This is a genomic window from Actinoplanes sp. CA-015351 (assembly GCF_050955685.1).
Lineage (GTDB): Bacteria > Actinomycetota > Actinomycetes > Mycobacteriales > Micromonosporaceae > Actinoplanes.
The window spans coordinates 3,299,981-3,318,327 of sequence record NZ_CP192102.1 but is presented as its reverse complement, the minus strand read 5'-3'; the positions used below and the strand labels follow the sequence as shown (position 1 = coordinate 3,318,327).

General features: G+C 69.2%; 17 protein-coding genes. 8 read left to right on the top strand and 9 right to left on the bottom strand.

The genetic code is table 11. The features are described 5' to 3' along the window. From ACQP2E_RS14925 to ACQP2E_RS14905, 5 genes are all read left to right on the top strand, one after another. Window positions 1–915, top strand: coding sequence for an amino acid ABC transporter permease (locus ACQP2E_RS14925; RefSeq protein ID WP_433831973.1), 915 nt, complete (start codon window positions 1–3; stop codon window positions 913–915). After that, window positions 912–1,679, top strand: a complete 768-nt coding sequence (locus ACQP2E_RS14920) for an amino acid ABC transporter ATP-binding protein (protein WP_433831971.1) — start codon at window positions 912–914, stop codon at window positions 1,677–1,679. Before ACQP2E_RS14925 ends, ACQP2E_RS14920 begins: the two co-directional genes overlap by 4 nt. 16 nt (window positions 1,680–1,695) lie before the next feature. After that, on the top strand, window positions 1,696–2,673 hold the full coding sequence (locus tag ACQP2E_RS14915) for an ABC transporter substrate-binding protein (protein ID WP_433831969.1): 978 nt from the start codon (window positions 1,696–1,698) through the stop codon (window positions 2,671–2,673). Further along, window positions 2,670–3,368, top strand: a complete 699-nt coding sequence (locus tag ACQP2E_RS14910) for a GNAT family N-acetyltransferase (protein WP_433831967.1) — start codon at window positions 2,670–2,672, stop codon at window positions 3,366–3,368. Before ACQP2E_RS14915 ends, ACQP2E_RS14910 begins: the two co-directional genes overlap by 4 nt. Window positions 3,369–3,500: 132 nt before the next feature. Continuing rightward, window positions 3,501–4,787: a LysR family transcriptional regulator gene (locus ACQP2E_RS14905; protein WP_433831965.1), complete on the top strand. Its 1,287-nt coding sequence runs from the start codon at window positions 3,501–3,503 to the stop codon at window positions 4,785–4,787. Window positions 4,788–5,530: 743 nt separating this feature from the next. Here ACQP2E_RS14905 and ACQP2E_RS14900 read toward each other — a convergent pair. The 7 genes from ACQP2E_RS14900 to ACQP2E_RS14870 form a co-directional block, all read right to left on the bottom strand. Next, entirely contained in the window at window positions 5,531–6,649 is a 1,119-nt protein-coding gene (locus ACQP2E_RS14900; RefSeq protein WP_433831963.1) for an LLM class flavin-dependent oxidoreductase, read from the bottom strand. A gap of 6 nt (window positions 6,650–6,655) precedes the next feature. Beyond that, window positions 6,656–7,939 carry an LLM class flavin-dependent oxidoreductase gene (locus ACQP2E_RS14895; protein ID WP_433831961.1) on the bottom strand — a complete coding sequence of 428 codons (1,284 nt, stop codon included), beginning with the start codon at window positions 7,937–7,939 and terminating at the stop codon, window positions 6,656–6,658. Continuing rightward, window positions 7,932–8,927 carry an LLM class flavin-dependent oxidoreductase gene (locus tag ACQP2E_RS14890; RefSeq protein ID WP_433831959.1) on the bottom strand — a complete coding sequence of 332 codons (996 nt, stop codon included), beginning with the start codon at window positions 8,925–8,927 and terminating at the stop codon, window positions 7,932–7,934. The genes ACQP2E_RS14895 and ACQP2E_RS14890 overlap by 8 nt, the downstream gene beginning before the upstream one ends. After that, window positions 8,924–10,456 carry a nickel ABC transporter ATP-binding protein NikE gene (nikE, locus tag ACQP2E_RS14885; protein WP_433831957.1) on the bottom strand — a complete coding sequence of 511 codons (1,533 nt, stop codon included), beginning with the start codon at window positions 10,454–10,456 and terminating at the stop codon, window positions 8,924–8,926. The genes ACQP2E_RS14890 and nikE overlap by 4 nt, the downstream gene beginning before the upstream one ends. Beyond that, window positions 10,453–10,767 carry an ABC transporter permease subunit gene (locus tag ACQP2E_RS14880; protein WP_433831955.1) on the bottom strand — a complete coding sequence of 105 codons (315 nt, stop codon included), beginning with the start codon at window positions 10,765–10,767 and terminating at the stop codon, window positions 10,453–10,455. The genes nikE and ACQP2E_RS14880 overlap by 4 nt, the downstream gene beginning before the upstream one ends. A 37-nt stretch (window positions 10,768–10,804) precedes the next feature. Next, window positions 10,805–11,635, bottom strand: coding sequence for an ABC transporter substrate-binding protein (locus ACQP2E_RS14875; protein WP_433831953.1), 831 nt, complete (start codon window positions 11,633–11,635; stop codon window positions 10,805–10,807). 70 nt (window positions 11,636–11,705) lie between these two features. Further along, on the bottom strand, window positions 11,706–12,404 hold the full coding sequence (locus ACQP2E_RS14870) for a hypothetical protein (RefSeq protein ID WP_433831951.1): 699 nt from the start codon (window positions 12,402–12,404) through the stop codon (window positions 11,706–11,708). Between ACQP2E_RS14870 and ACQP2E_RS14865 the strand changes: the two genes are divergently transcribed. Further along, window positions 12,403–14,244: a sulfatase-like hydrolase/transferase gene (locus ACQP2E_RS14865; RefSeq protein WP_433831949.1), complete on the top strand. Its 1,842-nt coding sequence runs from the start codon at window positions 12,403–12,405 to the stop codon at window positions 14,242–14,244. The two genes, ACQP2E_RS14870 and ACQP2E_RS14865, sit on opposite strands and share 2 nt — an antisense overlap. Window positions 14,245–14,302: 58 nt before the next feature. Here ACQP2E_RS14865 and ACQP2E_RS14860 read toward each other — a convergent pair whose 3' ends face one another. Beyond that, on the bottom strand, window positions 14,303–14,911 hold the full coding sequence (locus tag ACQP2E_RS14860; protein ID WP_433831947.1) for a TetR/AcrR family transcriptional regulator: 609 nt from the start codon (window positions 14,909–14,911) through the stop codon (window positions 14,303–14,305). A gap of 139 nt (window positions 14,912–15,050) precedes the next feature. Between ACQP2E_RS14860 and ACQP2E_RS14855 the strand changes: the two genes are divergently transcribed. Then, window positions 15,051–16,217, top strand: coding sequence for an acyl-CoA dehydrogenase family protein (locus tag ACQP2E_RS14855; protein ID WP_433831946.1), 1,167 nt, complete (start codon window positions 15,051–15,053; stop codon window positions 16,215–16,217). Continuing rightward, window positions 16,207–17,286 (top strand): CaiB/BaiF CoA transferase family protein, encoded by a 1,080-nt coding sequence (locus tag ACQP2E_RS14850; RefSeq protein WP_433831944.1) that lies wholly within the window; start codon window positions 16,207–16,209, stop codon window positions 17,284–17,286. Before ACQP2E_RS14855 ends, ACQP2E_RS14850 begins: the two co-directional genes overlap by 11 nt. A 3-nt stretch (window positions 17,287–17,289) precedes the next feature. On the opposite strand, the gene ACQP2E_RS14845 is transcribed toward ACQP2E_RS14850, so the two are convergent. Then, window positions 17,290–18,321 carry a diguanylate cyclase domain-containing protein gene (locus tag ACQP2E_RS14845; protein WP_433831942.1) on the bottom strand — a complete coding sequence of 344 codons (1,032 nt, stop codon included), beginning with the start codon at window positions 18,319–18,321 and terminating at the stop codon, window positions 17,290–17,292. Window positions 18,322–18,347: the final 26 nt, after the last annotated feature.

Genomic DNA, 18,347 nt, shown 5'->3' with positions numbered 1-18,347 from the left:
GTGAGCGTCCTGTCCCCACCTCGATCCGCGAACGCGGATCCACCGGAAGAACTGGTCGTGGTCCCGGCCCGGCATCCGTGGCGCTGGGCCGGAACCGCGTTGGTGCTCGTGCTGCTCGCGCAGTTCGTGCACGGCCTGGCCACCAACCCGGGCTGGGACTGGAACACCTTCTTCGGCTACGTCCTGGAGAAGTCGGTCGTCGAGGCGCTCGGCACCACACTGCAGCTCACGGTCGCCGGTGCGGTCCTCGGCTTCCTCGGCGGCATCCCCCTCGCGGCGATGCGGCTGTCGAAGAACCCGGTGCTCTCCACCGTCAGCTGGGCGTACATCTGGGTGTTCCGCAGCGTTCCGCTCATCGTGCAGCTGCTGTTCTGGGCGAACCTCGGTTACCTCTACGAGCGCCTGCAGGTCGGTGTGCCGTTCGGGCCCGGCTGGTCGTTCGCGACCGCCGACCTGGTCAGCCCGTTCGGCGCCGCGCTGCTCGGCCTCGCGCTGCACGAGGCCGCGTTCGCCGGGGAGATCATCCGGGCCGGGCTGCTCTCGGTCGACCAGGGCCAGCACGAGGCCGCCGCCGCGCTCGGCATCCCTCGTCGTCGCCAGTTCTTCAAGATCGTGGTGCCGCAGGCGATGCGGGCGATCCTGCCGAACGCCGCGAACCTGCTCGTCAACCTGCTCAAGAGCACGTCCATTGTGTACGTCCTGGCGATCGGCGAGTTGTTCTATCAGGTTCAGGTGATCTACGGCCGCAGCGGCCGGGTCGTCCCGCTGCTGATGGTCGCCACCGTCTGGTACGTGATCCTCACGGCCGCCCTGTCGATCCTGCAGTACTACACCGAGCGCCACTTCGCCCGCGGCGCCGTGCGCACCCTTCCGCCCACCCCGTTCCAGCGCCTTCGATCGGCGGTTCGCAAGTGAGCACTCCCGTCGTCGAGGTGACCGGCGTCCACAAGTCGTTCGGCGCGCTGCACGTATTGCGCGGCGTCGATCTCATTGCCCACGCCGGCACGGTCACCGTGATCCTCGGACCGTCCGGATCCGGCAAGTCCACCCTGCTGCGCTCCCTCAACCACCTGGAGAAGGTCGACCGCGGACTGGTCCGGGTCGGCGGCGACCTGATCGGTTACCGGCAGGCCGGCAACAAGCTGCACGAACTCAGCGAGCGTCAGATCCTCAAGCAGCGGGCCGGCATCGGCTTCGTCTTCCAGAACTTCAACCTCTTCCCGCACCTCACGGCCCTGGAGAACGTCACCGAAGCGCCGATCTCGGCGCAGCGAAAACCCAAGGCCCAGGTGTACGAACGTGCGCGCGAGCTGCTCGACCGCGTCGGACTGTCCGACAAGGCTGACGCGTACCCTCGTCAGCTCTCCGGCGGTCAGCAGCAGCGGGTGGCGATCGCCCGCGCCCTGGCACTGGAACCGCAGCTCATTCTCTTCGACGAGCCCACCTCCGCACTCGACCCCGAGCTCGTCGGCGAGGTCCTCGACGTCCTGCGTGACCTGGCCGCGGCCGGCACCACGATGATCGTGGTGACTCACGAGATCGGCTTCGCCCGGGAGGCGGCCGACAACGTGATCTTCATGGACGAGGGCCAGATCGTCGAGCAGGGGCCGCCCGCACAGGTCCTCGACAACCCCCAGCAGATGCGGACCCGGGCGTTCCTGTCCAAGGTCCTCATTTAGGAAACGGAGCCCTTTCATGCGTACCAAATGGGTCTTAGCTCTTGCCGCAGTGACATTGAGCCTGACCGCTTGCGCGGCGCCGGAGGAGGAAGCCGCCGCGGTACCCGCGGCCGGTGACGCCTCCGCGGCGGCGGTGAAGTTCAACGACAGCCCGGACCAGAACCGGATCCTGCCGCCCAAGGACGCCGCCGCCGCGGCGCTGCTGCCGGCCGAGATCGCCGCCAAGGGCAAGCTGGTCATCGGCGTCGGCGCGGCCGGTTCCGGGTTCCCGCCGCTGGCGTTCGCCGCCACCGACAACAAGACGCTGATCGGCAACGAGCCGGACATCGCGGCCGCCATCGCGAGCACGCTGGGCCTCGAACCGGTCCTGGAGAACACCTCCTGGGAGAACCTGTTCATCGGCCTGGACTCGGGCAAATTCGACCTCGGCGCCTCGAACATCACCGTCACCGAGGAGCGCAAGCTCAAGTACGACTTCGTCAGCTACCGCAAGGACGACCTGGGCTGGCTCGCTCGCGCCGGATCGGGTCTGACCGTCACGAAGCCCGCCGACATCGCCGGTAAGAAGGTGTCGGTCAGCTCCGGCACGAATCAGGAGAAGATCCTGGTCGAGTGGGCTGAGGAAGTGAAGAAGGCCGGCCTCGCGCCTGTCGAGATCAAGTATTACCAGACCAACCAGGCCACCTACCTGGCGCTCGGCTCCGGCCAGATCGACCTGCACCTCGGCCCCAACCCGTCCGCGGCCTACCACGTCGCCACCACCGGGCAGACCGAGATCGTCGGCACCTACTCCGGCGCCGGCGCCACCCTGCAGGGCTTGATCGCGCTGACCACCAAGAAGGACAACGGCCTGGTGAAGGCGTACGCCGCAGCGCTCGACAAGCTGATCGCCTCGGGTGACTACACCAAGATCCTTTCTCGGTGGAATCTGACCAACGAGGCCGTCACCGCCGCTGAGGTGAACCCGCCGGGCCTGCCCATCGAGGGCAAGTGACCCGCTCGCTCACCTCAGAGACGGTGCTGGACAACCCGGCCTGGTCGGCACTGCGGGGCGCACACGCGCGCTTCGCGGTCCGGCACGGCCGGGCTGCCCGGTACCAGAGCGACGTGGCGCCGTTCCACGCCCTGTCCGACCCGGCCGACCCGAGCGCCTGGGACGACCTGGCGTTTCTCGTCGAACCGGGTGCCTCGGTGACGATCGCCGGTGCCGGTGGCGTGGCGTACCCGGGCTGGGAGGTGGCCGGCAGCGTCGCGGGCGTGCAGTTCGTGGATGTGTCGCTGGCCGCCGCGTCTTATCCGGAGGCCCTGCGCCTCGGTGCGCCGGACGTGCCGGAGATCCTGGATCTGATCGCGCGGACCAGGCCGGGCCCGTATTTGCAGCGGACTGTCGAGCTCGGTGTCTATCTGGGGTTGCGGTCGCCATCGGGTGCGTTGATCGCGATGGCCGGTGAGCGATTGCATCCGGCGGGGTGGACCGAGATCAGCGCGGTCTGCACGGACCCTGCTCATCGCGGTCAGGGGCTGGCGACCCGGCTGATCCGAGCCGTGGCGGCCGGCATCCGGGCGCGTGGCGAGACACCGTTCCTGCACACGTCAGCGGCGAACGTGAACGCGATCAGACTGTACGAGTCGATCGGGTTCGAGCTGCGCAAGAAGACTGATTTCACGGCTTATCGACGGCTCGCCTGAGGGGCCATTTCACGGCTTATCGACGGCTCGCCTGAGGGGCCATCTTTTGAACAGACGGTCAGGTTCCCCCGGATGATTGACGGTTCCGGTTCCTGACACACCGGGCCACCGTGCTGGTCCACGATCAATCTCGTGGAGTTGCGGCAGCTCAGCTACGTCGAGGCGGTGGCGCGGTACGGCGGGTTCACGCGGGCCGCCGAGCGGTTGCACGTGGCGCAGTCGGCTGTCTCCGCACAGATTCGGGCGCTGGAGAACGAGCTGGGACTGGCGTTGTTCGCGCGGACCACGCGGCGGGTGGCGTTGACGCCGGCCGGGGAGTTGTTCGTGGCGCGGGCCCGGCGGGTGCTGGCCGAGATCGACGGGGCCCGCATCGAGATTCACGAGATCACGGCGGTGGTCGGCGGGCGGGTCGGGATCGGGGCCACTCCGGCGCTGGGATCGTACGATCTGCCGCAGGCCCTGGGCCGCTTCCGTGACCGGTTTCCGGGGATCGGGCTGCGCCTGCGCAGCGGCGTGGTGACCGGATTGCTGGGCGCTCTCGACGAGGGCGAGCTGGATCTGGTGGTCGGGCCGTTGCACGCGGATCTGCCGGCGCGGTTCGATGCGCTGCCGCTCGCCGACGAGCACCTGCTGCTGGCGATCCCTATCGGTCATGCGCTGGCTCGTGCGGGGCGGCTGACGCTGGGCGAGGCCCGGGACGAGGCGTTCGTGTCAACGGCGCCGGGCACCGGGTTGCGGTGGATTCTAGAGGATGCGGCCCGGTCGGCGGGTTTCACGCCGAGGGTGGAGTTCGAGACGGCCACGGCCGGCGGCATTCGTGATCTGGTGGCTGCCGGGCTCGGCGTGGGGTTGCTGTCAAAATCGGTCGCCGAGGCCGGTGGAGGTCCGGCGATCGTTGCCCGGGCGCTGCATCCGGCGCCGGTTCATCCGCCGATCGGTGTGATGCATTCGCGAGACCGGCCGTTGAGCCCGGCCGCCCAGTCCTGCCGCCACCATTTGGTGGAGATGGCCGCCCGCCAGGGCCGACCCAACCACCCCAACCCACCAGCCGCAGGCGATCCCGGCGGCCCTGGTGGTTCTGGCGGCCCTGGCAGCCCCGGCGGCCCTGGTGGCTCCGGCGGCCCTGGCAGCCCCGGCGGCCCTGGTGGCTCCGGCGGCCCTGGCAGCCCCGGTGGCTCCGGCGGCCCTGGCAGCCCTGGCGGCTCTGGCGAACCCGGCCGCTCTGGCGGCTCTGGCGAACCCGGCGGCTCTGGCAGCTCTGGCGGCCACAGCGAACCCGACGGCCCTGGCAGCCCCGGCGAACCCGACGGCCACGGTGAACCCGACGGCTCTGGCGATCCCGGCGATCCCGGTCGCCTCGGCCGCCTTGGCGACGAACCAGTCCCCGATCTTGAGCGATCTTTTACCAACTGGGGTTGAAAGTCACTCAAGATCCCCGAGGAATGGCGGTGAGCACACGCGGATTGGTTGCGTGTGCGCTGACTGCGCCACCCCGAGGGCCGCGAGCATACGAATAGTGCTTGCGTGTTCACTCACAGCTCCTGGCCGTGGCCGGTAATCACGGGTTTGCGCCGGCGACGATGCCCACAGTGGCGCGTACACACGTAAGGCGTCTCTCGCAGTGATCAGGTCGCACAATCAACCCCGGACACGGTGGTCAAATCGCACGTAAGCGGTCCGTGTGACCCCATCACCGCCATGGCGTCGACCCGGGAACACGCAACGATTCAGTGTGCTCCCGTCTCGCCTCAGCATGGATGGCAGCACACGGTGGGACCTCAAACCGGCGAGGACAGCGGCACACCGTGGGACCTCAAACCGGCGAGGACAGCGGCACACCGTGGGACCTCAAACCGGCGAGGACAGCGGCACACCGTGGGACCTCGAATCCGCAAGGACGGCGGCCCACCGTGAGCCCCCGATTCGGCGAGACGGCGGCACACGGTGGGCGCCTGAATAGGTGAGACGGCCGTGCACCGTGGGCTCCCTCGAACCCGGAAGGCTGGCGTTGCTGCGGCACTAGGGCTGTCGGGCCGTGGAGATCAGCCGGCGCGCCCCGACGAGGCGGTCCGCGATCTTGAGCGACGTTCCACCTCTTGAGGTCGAGAATCGCTCAAGATCCACGAAGAGCGGGACGGGACGGCGGCGGGCGGCGGGCGGCTTTAGCTGTGCCACTCCTTGGCGAGCAGCTCGTAGGACCGGACCCGGTCGGCGTGATCGTGGGCGATTGTTGTGATCAGCAGCTCGTCGGCGCCGGTCACCCTCTGCAGCGTGCGCAGGCCCTCGGCCACCGTCCCTGGTGAGCCCACGAACTGCGTGTCCACCCGGTCCTTCACGAGAGCCCGGGATTCGTCCGTCCACGCGTACTCACTGGCCTGCTCGATGCTGGGGAACGGCACTGCGCCGAGCCCGGTCCGGATGCTGTGCACCCACAGGGCGAATGGCGCCGCCAGGCGCCGAGCCGTCTCATCGTCCTCCGCGACCAGGACGTCGGCCGAGACCATCACGCGCGGCGCGCTCAGCGTCGCCGAGGGCACAAAGCTTTCCCGGTACGCGGAAACGGCCTCGAGAATCTTCGCAGGAGCGACGTGATAGTTGGCCGCGAAGGGCAGGCCTCGTGCGCCGGCGGTCCTGGCGCTCTCCCCGCCGCTGGAACCGAGCAGCCAGACCTCGAGGTCGGCGCCGGCGCCGGGGACCGCGACGACCTCGTTGCCTTCGCCGTCGCTGACCGGGCCGGCGAGCAGGCCGGAAATCTGGTCGAGTACCTCGTTCAGGGGCAGCGGTTCGGCGCCGGGCTGGGTGAGGTAACTGGAGGCCAGGGCGGTGCGCTTGGAGGCGAAGATCGGCGCCCAGGAGAAGGGTTTCGGGATGAGCAGGCCGTCGACGACCCGCTCCTCCTGAGGCTCAGCGACCTTGGCCGCCTCGCGGAGGACCTCTTTCTTCGCCTGGCCGGAGCGGCCGATTCCCAGATCGAAACGGCCCGGGTAGAGCGCGTCGAGCAGGCCGAACTGTTCCACGATGGTCAGCGCGGTCTGGTGGCCGGTCTGTACGGCGCCGGAGCCGAGCCGGATGGTCTCGGTCGCGGCGGCGATCTGGCCGAGCAGCAGCGCGGGCTGGGAACTGGCGACGCCAGGGGTGAAATGGTGCTCGGCGACCCAGTACCTGTGGTAGCCGAAATGCTCGGCGTTCTTGGCCAGGTCCAGAGTGCGGCGCAACGCGTCCTGAACACTGCCACCGGTGACGAGCGGCGAGAGATCGAGGATGGAGAGGGGAACGGACATCGTGGTTTACCGCCCTTTCAGCTGAGGCAGGCCCAGGTTCTGGCGCAGGGTTCCGCCGGAATACTCGGTCCGGAAGACGCCGCGTTCCTGCAGCAACGGGACCACCTGGTCCACGAAGTCGTCGAGGCCGGCCGGGGTCAGGTGCGAGACGAGGATGAAGCCGTCGCAGGCGTCGGTCTGCACGTACTCGTTGAGCTGCGAAGCGACCCGGTCCGGCGTACCGATGAAGTTCTGCCGCCCGGTGACCTCGATGATCAGGTCGCGGATCGACAGGTTCTTGGCCTCGGCTTTCGCCCGCCACTCGGCCGCTGTCTTGAGCCGGTCCGGGTACATGCCGGCACGGCCCTTGATGATCGTGTCGTCCTCGTCGAGAACCGGATCGGTGGCCGGCAGCGGCCCGTCGGCGTCGTAGCCGGACAGGTCGGTGTTCCACAGCTGTTCCAGGAGCAGGATCGCGGTCTGCGGGCTGACCTGCTGGCGGCGGATGTAGTGCGCTCTCTCCTGCGCGTCGGCATCGCTGTCGCCGAGGACGTAGGAGACGCCGGGAATGATCTTCAGGCTGTCCGGGTCCCGGCCGTGCTTGATCACACGCTGCTTGACGTCCTGGTAGAACTCCCGGGCGTCCTCCAGCTGGTGGTGCCGGGAGAAGATCGCGTCAGCGTGCTGGGAGGCGAGCTCGCGGCCGCCCGCCGAGTCGCCGGCCTGGAGCACGACGGGGTGGCCCTGCGGGCTGCGCGGAACCCCGAACCGACCGGCGATGTCGAATTGCGATGACGTGACGGAGAAATCGCCGCCGTCACTGTCCCACAGGGTCCGCGAGGCCTGGATGAACTCGGCCGCCCGGACGTACCGGTCCTCGTAGTCGAGGAACCCGCCCCGCCGGAAGTTCTCCCCGAAGAACGAGCCTGGTGACGTCACCACGTTCCACGCGGCCCGGCCACCGGAGAAGTGGTCGAGGGTGGCGAGCTGGCGGGCCAGCTCGTAGGGCTCGTGGTAGGTCGCGTTCAGCGTCCCGGCCAGCCCCAGGTTCGTGGTGATCGCGGCCAGGGCGGTCAGCACGGTCAGCGTGTCCGGCCGCCCGACCACGTCCAGGTCGTGGATCAGGCCGCGCTGTTCGCGCAACCGCAGCCCTTCGGCCAGGAAGAAGAAGTCGAACAGGCCCCGTTCGGCGGTCCGCGCCAGGTATTCGAAGGAGTCGAAGTCGATCTGGCTGCCGGCCCGTGGGTCGCTCCAGACCGTCGTGTTGTTCACGCCCGGGAAGTGCGCGGCGAGGATGATCTGCTTAGGCACGGACGGCCCCTTCGTAACGGTTGACCGCGACCGGCAGGCCGAGCCGCTCGCGCAGGGTGGTGGCGGACGACGGCTCGAACAGACCTCGGGCGCGCAGCTCGGGCACCAGGTTCTCGGTGATCTGTGCCAGATCCTCGGCAAGGTCGCCGGGGCGCAGGCGGATGCCGTCGATGCCGGAGGCCGCCCAGGCGGCGATGAGGTCGGCGAGCTGGCCGGCAGTCCCGGCGAAGACGGCGGCGTCGGAGGTGGCCGTGCCGCGCCGGACAAACCCGTCCTCACCCAGGAATGCCACTATATCGGCGTAAACTTTCAGCCCCGGGTCCAGCTTGGACTTGATCTTCTCGGCGGAGAACACGTCGGACGGCGTGATGAACACCAGATCAGCCGACTTCCCGGCGAACGCGAACGCCTCGGGTGAGTGCGCCAGGGCCGCCACCACCGGCTGCCCCTGCGGCGGCCGGGGCACGATCGACGGCCCCTTCACCGAAAAATACTCCCCGTCGAAAGCGATGTAATGCAACCGATCCCGGTCGATGTACCGGCCGGTCGGCACGTCCTTGATGATCGCGTCGTCCTGCCAGCTGTCCCAGAGCCGCCGCACCACCTCGACAGCATCGGCGGCCTCCTCGAACACGGCATCATCGCCGAGCGGATCCCGGCGCCCCAGCAGCGCCGCCTCCGCCGGATCCGACGACACCCGTACCTGCCACCCGGCCCGGCCCTTGCTCACGTAATCGAGCGTCGCCAGGGCGGTGGACAGGTGGAACGGCTCGGTGTGCGTGGTGGTGGCGACCGGGACGAGGCCGACGTGCCGGGTCAGCGGCGCCACCCGGGCGGCGGTCAGCACGGCGTCCGGCCCGCGCTTGCCGAACCGGTCGTCGAAGGTGACGAAATCCAGCCGCGCCTCGTCGGCCCGGCGAACCCAGCCGGCCCAGTCCCCGGCGTCGAACGACGCCGAGTCGAGGGCCACGGCCAACCGTAGTGTCATGCGGGAACCTCCAGTTTCGGCACGGCCGCGAGCAGCGTGCGCGTGTAGTGATGGCCGGCGTGATCGAAAACGGCCTTGACCGGGCCCTGTTCGACGACGGTGCCGTCGTGCATGACCAGCACCCGGTCGGCCAGGTCGCGGATCACGCCGAGGTCGTGCGAGATGAACAGCAGGGCGGTGCCGTCGTCGCGGCGGATCTCGGCGAGCAGGTCGAGCACCTGCGCCTGCACCGATACGTCGAGCGCGCTCACCGGTTCGTCGCAGATGATCAGACTCGGTCTCGGCGCCACGGCGCGGGCGATGGCGACGCGTTGCCGCTGTCCGCCGGAGAGCTGCCGTGGGTATCGGTTGAGCAGGTCCGGGTCGAGTCCGACTCTGATCAGCACGGGTTCGACCGGTTCGCTTCGGCCGAGGGCTTCGCCGACGATGCGGCGTACCGTCCATCTCGGATCGAAAGCGGACAGCGGATCCTGGGCGATGAACTGGAGGCGGCGTCGCAGCGGACGCCGGGCGCGTTCCGGGACGCCGCTGAACTGCTGTCCCTCGAACCGCACGTGACCGGACGTCGGCTCGATCAGCCCGAACAGCAGCTGCGCCACCGTCGTCTTGCCCGACCCGGACTCGCCGACCAGGCCGACGATCTCGCCACGGTGGATCGTCAGGTCCACGCCGCGGACAACGGTGCGGTCGGCGTACACCTTGCGCAGCGCGCTGACCTCGACCACCGCCGGGCCCGGCTCGGTGTCGCTCACCCTTTTGCGGCCACTTGCGGCCACGATCAACTCCTTGGTGTACGGGTGACCAGAAGCAGTCAGGAGCTGACGTGTCGTGCCGGTCTCGACAACCCGGCCGTCCCTCATCACCAGGATCCGGTCGGCGAGCCGGGACACGACGGCCAGGTCGTGACTGATCAGCAGGAGCGCCTCGCCGGCGGTGCGGCGTTCGGCCAGCAGGTTCAGGATCTGCGCCTGGACCGTGGTGTCCAGGGCGGTGGTCGGCTCGTCGGCGATCAGCAGCCGGGGCTCGCCGGCGAGGGCGGAGGCGATCAGCGCCCGCTGCCGCAGCCCGCCGGAGAGCTGGTGCGGGTGCTGGCGGACCCGTCGTTCCGGTTCCGGCAGGTGCACGTCGGTGAGCAGCTGCTGGATGCGCTGCGGCCGGTCCCGGCGGTCGCCGATGCCGTGCACCCGCAGGACCTCGCCGATCTCGGCGCCGACGGTACGCAGCGGGTCGAGCGAGACGAGGGCGTCCTGCAGGATCAGCCCGGCGAACCTGCCGCGTACCCTGCGCCAGTCGCGGGACGTGTAACCGCGGGCGTCGGCGCCGTCGATCTGCAGTTTGTCGGCGGTGACGGTGGATGACGGACCGGCCAGTCCGACCAGGCTGCGGGCGGTGACGCTCTTGCCGGAGCCGCTCTCCCCCACGAACGCCACGCACTCGCCGGCGGCGATGCTCAGGTCGATGCCGCGAACCGCCTCGACCACCCGGCCGGGCAGCTTGAAGCTGACCCGCAGGTTCCTGACCTCGATCATGCGGACCGCCCTTCGAAGCGGCGCTGGAAGTGCCGCCCGAGAGCCGTCAGCGAGACGAGCCGGGGATGCGAGGCGCCGAACGCGACAGCGTGGGGCACGTACGCGGCCCGGCGCACCACGAACGTCTGTGCCCGCACCACCCGGGCGTAGTGCGCGGTGAGCGCCACCCCGATCGCCACGATCAGGCTGGTGGTCCCGGTGCCGGCGACCGCGATGAACAGCAGGGCGAGCAGCACGATCGGGAACGCCGACAGGGCGTCGAACGTACGGCTGAAGGCTTCGTCGGCGTACCGGTGGCCGAGGCCGGTCATGACGCTGCCCTTTCGCGAGCGGGGATCGGCATCGGGCTCAGCTCCTTCGCAGGCGCGGGTCGATGAGCAGCCCGGCCAGGTCGGCGAGGGTGTTGACGACCACGAAGACGGTGGCCGCGAGGACCACGACCGCGATCACCACGGGCATGTCGCCGGCGCTGACCGCCTGCAGGGCTACCTGGCCGAGGCCGGGCCGGCCGAACACCTGCTCGATGATCACCGAGCCGCCGATCAGCACCCCGAAGGTCCAGAGGACGACGATCCCGGCCGCGATCTGGTCGGCCGGGGCGTACAGCGGCAGGACCAGGGCCTGGTCGGTGACGACGAGTTTCTGCACCTGCCGGTACGCCTCGGTACGGGCCGCCGTGCCGGTGCTGGCCTGCGCGTCGTCGAGCAACCCGTCCAGGGCGGCGTCGGTGAACCCGGTCTGGTTGATCGCACCGGCCGCGTGCAGCAGCAGGTTCAGGGCGGCACCCGCGTCGGTGTCGGCGCGGGAGGTCAGGCGCTTGCCGGCCTTGGTGCGGTGACCCTCGGCGTCGCGGGTGGTCCAGCCGGCCTCGTCGAGCAGCTGGTCCGCCTTGGTGGGGTCGCCGCCGAACGTACCCTCAAGGGTTTTGTCGTAGAACGGGCTTGTCGGTCCGACGACGCTCCAGGCCCGGGTGGCGGTGCCGCGGTAGACGCCGGTCAGGACCGCGTCCACGTCGACCGCCTCGCGGAACGCCTGGCGCACCTGGAGGTCGTCGAACGGCGCGTGCGAGACGTTCAGGTGGTACGAGTACGCCGAACCGGAGTTCAGCCCGCGCTGCAGCGACAACGACGGGTTACCGGTGATCAGGGCCTCGTCGGCGGCGAGACGGGTACGGCGCATGGATGGCGACCTCCTCTACCACCATTCCTATAGTTAAGATAGGAGATGCGCAAGGGGCCGGTGACGCCTGTTACTCAACGGGTTCGAAGCGGATGTATCTCCGCGGCAGGCTCTTGAAGGCCAGCACCAGGGCGCCGATCAGCAGGACCAGGGAAGCCAGCCAGAGGAACAGATCATTTTCCCGGCCGTCGTTCGCCAGCAGCGTCCAGAGGCCGGTACCGGCAACGGCGCAAGCCAGCGCGCTGATCACGTAGGCCCGCGGGCGGTACCGGCGCAACACCACCCAGCGGTCGAGGACCCGGACCGACTCCGGGTTCAGCTCGGCCCACTGCTGGGCCACCGCCTTGGGTATCCCGGAGAACCGGATCAGATGGCCGGCAACCCGGGCCGGACGCTGACCGATCAGCCACCGGTTCCGGATCACCACCCACACCAGGAAGCCGAGCTGAGTGCCGGACCGCAACGCCCACCACGTTTCTGCGCCGAGGCCGAGGACGGGGTAGCCCGCGACCAAGAAGTTCGTCGTCCAGAAGGCGAGGGCGATCACCAGCAGAACCAGGGTGAGCGGAAACGTCCGCGCCCAGCGCCGGTTCCTCTTCGCGCTCGCCGGGTCGAGCGGCACCCGCATCCGCTTTCCCCACGGCTGCAGGCGACTGACCGGCACCTCGACCCACTCGACGTCCGGGCTGCCGTCGACGATCGACAGCGGCGGCACCCGCACGTGATCCACCGCACCCGCCGCCACCACCACGTGCACTCGTTCCCCCATGATCTACACCGTAGGGGAGCTATCTGACGCGGAGGTGAACCATCTCGGCGGGACGTCCGTTCCCCATGTCGTGCAGCCGACAGACCTTGCCGATCCGCCCGCCGACTCCGCCGGGGAAACCTCGGACGAGAAGACCGCCGAGACCACCGACACCCCCGCGGAAGAGGTCGCGGCGGCGTCGCCGCCCAACGAGCCGGGCAGGGTACGCCGATTCGTCTCGCACCCACGTTTCCAGCTGGGCCTGAGCATCCTGGCCGGCGTGATCGTCTTCGCCGCACTGGTCTATCCGAACGTGCTCAAGCGCCTCACCCTCGGCGGCTTCGCCCGGATCCCGATCGAGGCGGCCGTCGCCATCGCCGTGTTCATCGTGCTGCCGCGCCGGCCCCGCCGGGTCCTGGCGATCATCGCGGGCATGGGCCTGGGCTGGCTGCTCGTCGAGAAGTCCCTGGACATGGGCTGGTTCGAGACCCTGAACCGCCCGTTCGACCCGGTCCTCGACTGGATCCTCTTCGACGACACCTACGGCTTCATCCGGGAGTCGTACGGGCAGGCTTCCGCGTACGCCGTCGCCGCCGGCGCGGTGCTGCTCGCGGTCGCCGCCCTCAGTCTCACCACGTGGGCGGTGCTGCGGCTCAGCTCGCTGATCGGGCGGCACCGGCGGGTCTCGGCGTACACCGCCGGTGGCATCACCGCGATCTGGATCGCCGCGCTGCTGACCGGTGTGCAGATCGTGCCGAAGATTCCGGTCGCGGCGCGCAGCAGCGCCACCTACGCCTACGACCGGGCCCGGCAGGCCAAGGCCGGCATCGGCAACAACATCAACTTCAAGAAGGAAATCAGGAACGACCCGTTCGCTGACACCCCCGGCAATCAGCTGCTCACCGGCCTGGCCGGTAAGGACGTCGTCTTCACCTTCGTCGAGAGTTATGGCCGCAACGCCGTCGAGGCCCCCGAACTCGCCCCGGGCGTCGACGCCGTGCTGGACAAGGGCACCGCGTCGCTGACACAGGCCGGGTTCGCCGCGCGCAGCGGCTGGCTCACCTCACCGACGTTCGGCGGTGGCAGCTGGCTGGCCCACTCGACGCTGCTGTCCGGCCTGTGGATCAACAACCAGAGCCGGTACCGCAACCTCACGGCCAGCAACCGGCTCACCCTGACCAGCGCGTTCAAGCGCGCTCAGTGGGACACCGTCAGCGTCATGCCGGGCGCCACCCGGGCCTGGCCGGAGGGCACGTTCTACGGGTACAACCGGGTGTGGGACAGCCGCAACCTCGGCTATCAGGGTCCCAAGTTCAGCTGGGCGCCGATGCCCGACCAGTACACGCTGAAGAAGTTCACCGAGCTCGAGTACGCCAAGGCCGACCGGCAGCCGCTCATGGTGGAGATGCCGCTGGTCTCCAGCCACACCCCGTGGGCGCCGATCCCGTCGATGCTGGACTGGGACGCGGTGGGCGACGGTTCGGTCTACAACGACATCGTCAAGGACGCCCCGAAGAAGGCCGACATCTGGGGCAGCACCGCGAAGGTCCGGGCCGAGTACGGCAAGTCGATCCAGTACACCCTCACCACGCTGATCGAGTGGGTGCAGAAGTACGGCGACGACAACCTGGTGCTGGTCTTCCTCGGTGACCACCAGCCGTCGAACGTGATCTCCGGTGAGAACGCCAGCCACGACGTGCCGATCACCGTGGTCGCCAAGGACCCGGCGGTGCTGGAGAAGATCAACAGCTGGGGCTGGACCGACGGCCTCAAGCCGGCCACCGACGCCCCGGTCTGGCCGATGAACGACTTCCGCGACAAGTTCCTGAACGCGTACGGCCCGAACGGCACGAACCACTGACCCGGTGTGCGGCGCCGGTCCCCGGTCATCACCGGTGCCGCACACCGCCTGAAACGCGTCAGCCCGCCTGCGGGAACACGTCGCTCACCAGTGCCAGCAGCGACACCGACAGCAGGGCGTGCACCTGCTCGCGGCTCAGCGCACCCCGCTGCAGCCACTCCCGGCCGGTGAAGACGGCCAGGCCCACGTAGGACCGGGCCATCCCGCGCAGCGCCTCGGACGGCGCCTCGCCGAGCCCGACCGCGTCCAGCACGCTGTCCGCGGCCACGTCGATCGCCTCGGCGATCACCCCGTCGACCTGGGCGTCACCGGCCATCCCGCCGGCGTTGATCGCCGCGAGCCAGGACGTGCTGTGCCGGGAGACCACGTCGAGGAACCAGCTGACGATGGCGTCCACCCGGCGTTCGAGCGGTTCGTCGGCCGGCATGCCTTCGAGGGCGTCGCGCGGCACCGTCAGCATCACCCGGACCACTTCCAGGTACAGATCCTTCTTGGTCCCGAAGTAGTGGTTGACCAGGCCTCGCGCCACTCCGGCGGCTAGCGCGACGTCCGTCGTCGACACCTCCGAGTACGGACGCCGACTGAACAACCGGACAGCAACCGCGAGGATCTCGCCCCGACGGCTGTCCGGTTCCATCCGCCGCCGGCGGCTCGCCTCGACATGCACATCGTGACCCTACGTCACGTCGATCTATCCGCGGCCGCGATCGGGGCTGCGTGGATGGCTGCATAAGCCCAACAGATGAATGGCGGAAATTCATACGCCGCTTATTGACACATCGCCAATAGCGATCGAGAGTGTGTCGATGCCAACGCCTGGACTGGACGGCTACGCCGAGCCGTGGCGCAAGCCTGAACACGACGAACTTGCCGAGCTGGCCCGCACCTTCTTCACCAAGGAGGTGCTGCCGCACGCCGCACGCCTGGAGAAACAGGGGCACCCCGACCGCGAGCACTACCTGCGCGCCGGCGAGCTCGGCCTGCTCGGCCTCTCGGTGCCGGAGCAGTACGGCGGCGGGGGCGGTGACTTCACTCACGAGGCCGTGCTGCTGCACGAGCAGACCCTGACCGGCGAGGGCAGCCTCGGCCTCGCCGTGCACAGCGGCATCGTCACCGGGTACATCAACGACTACGGCACCGAGGAGCAGAAGCAGCGCTGGCTGCCCGGCCTGGTCAGCGGCGAGCTGGTCGGCGCGATCGGCATGACCGAGCCGGACGGCGGTTCGGACGTCCAGGCGATCCGCACGAAAGCGGTGCTGGATCACGATGATTACCTGGTCAGCGGCTCGAAGACGTTCATAACGAACGGCTACGTCGCCGACCTGATCATCCTGGCGGTGAAGACGGACCTCTCCGCCAAGGCCCGCGGCATCTCCCTGCTGATCTGCGACCTTCGAGACAATCCCGCGGGCTTCAATCGGGGCCGCAATCTCGAGAAGATCGGCCTGCACTCCAACGACACCGCGGAACTCTTCTTCGACGAGATGCGGGTCAGCAAAGAGAACCTGCTGGGCGGCGCGGAAAACCTCGGCTTCATCCAGATGATGCAGTCCCTGCCCCAGGAACGCCTGGTCATCGGCGTGGGAGCGGTCGCCGCCATGCAGCGCGCGGTCGAGCTCGCCACCGCGTACGCGAAGGAGCGCCACGCCTTCGGCAAGCCGCTGATCGGTCATCAGAACACCCGGATGGTCCTCGCCGAGTGCGCCACCCGTGCCCGGGTGTCCCGGATCTTCCTGGACGACTGCATCGAGCGGCACACCCGTGGTCAGCTTGATGTGGCGACCGCGGCGATGGCGAAGCTCTACCTCACCGAGGGGCAGTGCGAGGTTGTCGACCGCTGCCTGCAGATCTTCGGCGGTTACGGGTACACCACCGAGTACCCGATCGCCCGGATGTACGCGGACGCCCGGGTCCAGAAGATCTACGGCGGCACGAACGAGATCATGAAGGAGCTGATCGCGCGTGTCCTCTAAGAGCGGGCCGCTGACCGGCGTCAAGGTCGTCGAACTGGCCGGCCTCGCGCCGGGACCGTTCGGCTGCATGGTCCTGGCCGACCTCGGCGCCGACGTCATCCTCGTTGAGCGCCCCGGCGGCACCGGACTGGCCGGTCCGCTGCAACGCAACCGCCGGGTGGTCACCCTCGATCTGAAGACCGGGGACGGCATCGCCGATCTGTTGCGCCTCGTCGCGCAGGCCGACGTCCTGGTCGAGGGTTATCGCCCGGGCGTGGCCGAGCGCCTCGGCTTCGGTCCCGCTCCCTGCACCGAGATCAACCCCAGGCTTGTGTACGCACGGATGACCGGCTGGGGCCAGGAAGGACCGCTGTCGGCCGCCGCCGGTCACGACATCGACTACCTGGCGATCGCCGGAGCCCTGGAGCCGCTGGGCCGGCCCGGTCAGCCGCCACACGCCCCGATCAATCTGCTCGCCGACTTCGCCGGTGGCGGGATGCTGCTCGCCGTCGGGGTGCTCGCCGCGCTGCACGAGCGGGAGCGTTCCGGCCTCGGCCAGGTCGTCGACGCCGCGATGGTGGACGGGTCGGCGCTGCTCATGACGTTCCTGCACGGCATGGTCGCGGCCGGCATGTGGCGGGGCGGCCGCGGCGAGAACCTGCTCGACGGCGGGGCGCCGTTCTATGACACCTATCGGGCCAAGGACGGCGGCTATCTGGCGGTCGGCTCGCTGGAGCCACAGTTCTACGCAGCGCTGCTGCAGGGTCTCGAACTCGACGCCGGCAGCCTGCCGGGGCAGATGAACAGGTCCGAGTGGCCGGAGCTGCGGCGGATCTTCACCGAGCGGTTCGCGAGCCGGACCCGGGACGAGTGGGCCGCCGCCTTCTCGACGCTTGACGCCTGCGTGAGCCCGGTGCTCTCGCCCGCCGAGGCGGCCGAGCACCCGCACAACCGGGTCCGCGGGACGTTCGTCGAGGTCGGCGGGGTACGTCAGCCGGGACCGGCGCCTCGCTTCACGCGTACCCCCGCAAGCGCGCCGAGCGCGCCTGAGGCAACCACCGTGACCGAAGTCCTGGCTCTCTGGAAATAGGGCTCAGGCGGCCAGCCCCGGTGCGCGTTTGTCCTGGTACATCGCGGTGTCGGCCTCGGCCGTGAGCGTGTCGAGGGTGGCATCGGATCCGGCGGCGCGCAAGGCTACGCCGACGCTGGCACCGACCGTCACCTGCCGCCCGTCGCCGATGTCGACCGGGCGGCGGATCACGTCGCGGATCTTGTCACCGATCTGCGCGGCCTTCGCGGCGTCCGCCTCCGGCAGCAGGACCAGGAACTCGTCGCCACCGAGCCGCCCGGCAAGATCACCGGGGCCGAGCACGCCGTTGAGCCGCACGCCCATCTCGTGCAGCAGCAGGTCACCGGCGGCGTGCCCGTGGACGTCGTTGACCTGCTTGAACCCGTTGAGGTCGAGCAGCAGCACAGCGAGGGTGGAACCAGTGCGCTCGGCGGCGTACCCGGCCAGCTGAGCGCGGTTGGGCAGGCCGGTGAGCGAATCGTGATTGGCCTGGTGATGCAGCGCCTGGCGGGCCGCCTGCAGGGTGAGAAGCTGCTTGGAGTACGCCGCCGACTGGGCGCCGGTGATCACCGCGATCATGAAGCCGACGCCGATCACGAACGAGTGGTCGGGTGAGTCCGGGACCATGATCAGGAACGCTGCCGAGGTCAGCGTGTACGCGGCGAAGGCGCCGACGAGCCGGTGCCGGAGCGCGGCGATCGCGATCGTCAGGATGAGCAGCGGCCAGGTGGTCTGCGGGTACTCCAGCGACGAGATCACCACGAACGCCACGATGGTCGCGGTGTCGAGGGTGACCTGCAGCGCGCTGAACGGGGTGTACCACCGGGAACCGGGCCGGCGGCGGCCGAAGAAGGCCAGCAGGTTGGACAGGAACATCGCCAGGATGCCGGACCAGCAGGCCAGCTCCATGCCGGGGCTGAGGTCGTGCGGGGCGTAATCGGTGAGCCCGCTGGCATAGATCGCGGTGGAGAGGATGCCGATGCTCCGGGATATCAGCCCGGCCGTCTCGATGGAACGGCGACGCGACATGAGGGAGTCGTCGATCACCGTTTGCATAAGCCCACCATCGGCGCGCAGGCCCC

Coding starts and splice junctions, on each gene's coding strand:
- ACQP2E_RS14915 (WP_433831969.1), top strand. CDS start 1,696: ATGCGTACCAAATGGGTCTTAGCTCTTGCCGCAGTGACATTGAGCCTG.
- ACQP2E_RS14900 (WP_433831963.1), bottom strand. CDS start 6,649: ATGTCCGTTCCCCTCTCCATCCTCGATCTCTCGCCGCTCGTCACCGGT.
- ACQP2E_RS14890 (WP_433831959.1), bottom strand. CDS start 8,927: ATGACACTACGGTTGGCCGTGGCCCTCGACTCGGCGTCGTTCGACGCC.
- nikE (WP_433831957.1), bottom strand. CDS start 10,456: ATGATCGAGGTCAGGAACCTGCGGGTCAGCTTCAAGCTGCCCGGCCGG.
- ACQP2E_RS14880 (WP_433831955.1), bottom strand. CDS start 10,767: ATGACCGGCCTCGGCCACCGGTACGCCGACGAAGCCTTCAGCCGTACG.
- ACQP2E_RS14875 (WP_433831953.1), bottom strand. CDS start 11,635: ATGCGCCGTACCCGTCTCGCCGCCGACGAGGCCCTGATCACCGGTAAC.
- ACQP2E_RS14865 (WP_433831949.1), top strand. CDS start 12,403: ATGATCTACACCGTAGGGGAGCTATCTGACGCGGAGGTGAACCATCTC.
- ACQP2E_RS14870 (WP_433831951.1), bottom strand. CDS start 12,404: ATGGGGGAACGAGTGCACGTGGTGGTGGCGGCGGGTGCGGTGGATCAC.
- ACQP2E_RS14855 (WP_433831946.1), top strand. CDS start 15,051: ATGCCAACGCCTGGACTGGACGGCTACGCCGAGCCGTGGCGCAAGCCT.
- ACQP2E_RS14845 (WP_433831942.1), bottom strand. CDS start 18,321: ATGCAAACGGTGATCGACGACTCCCTCATGTCGCGTCGCCGTTCCATC.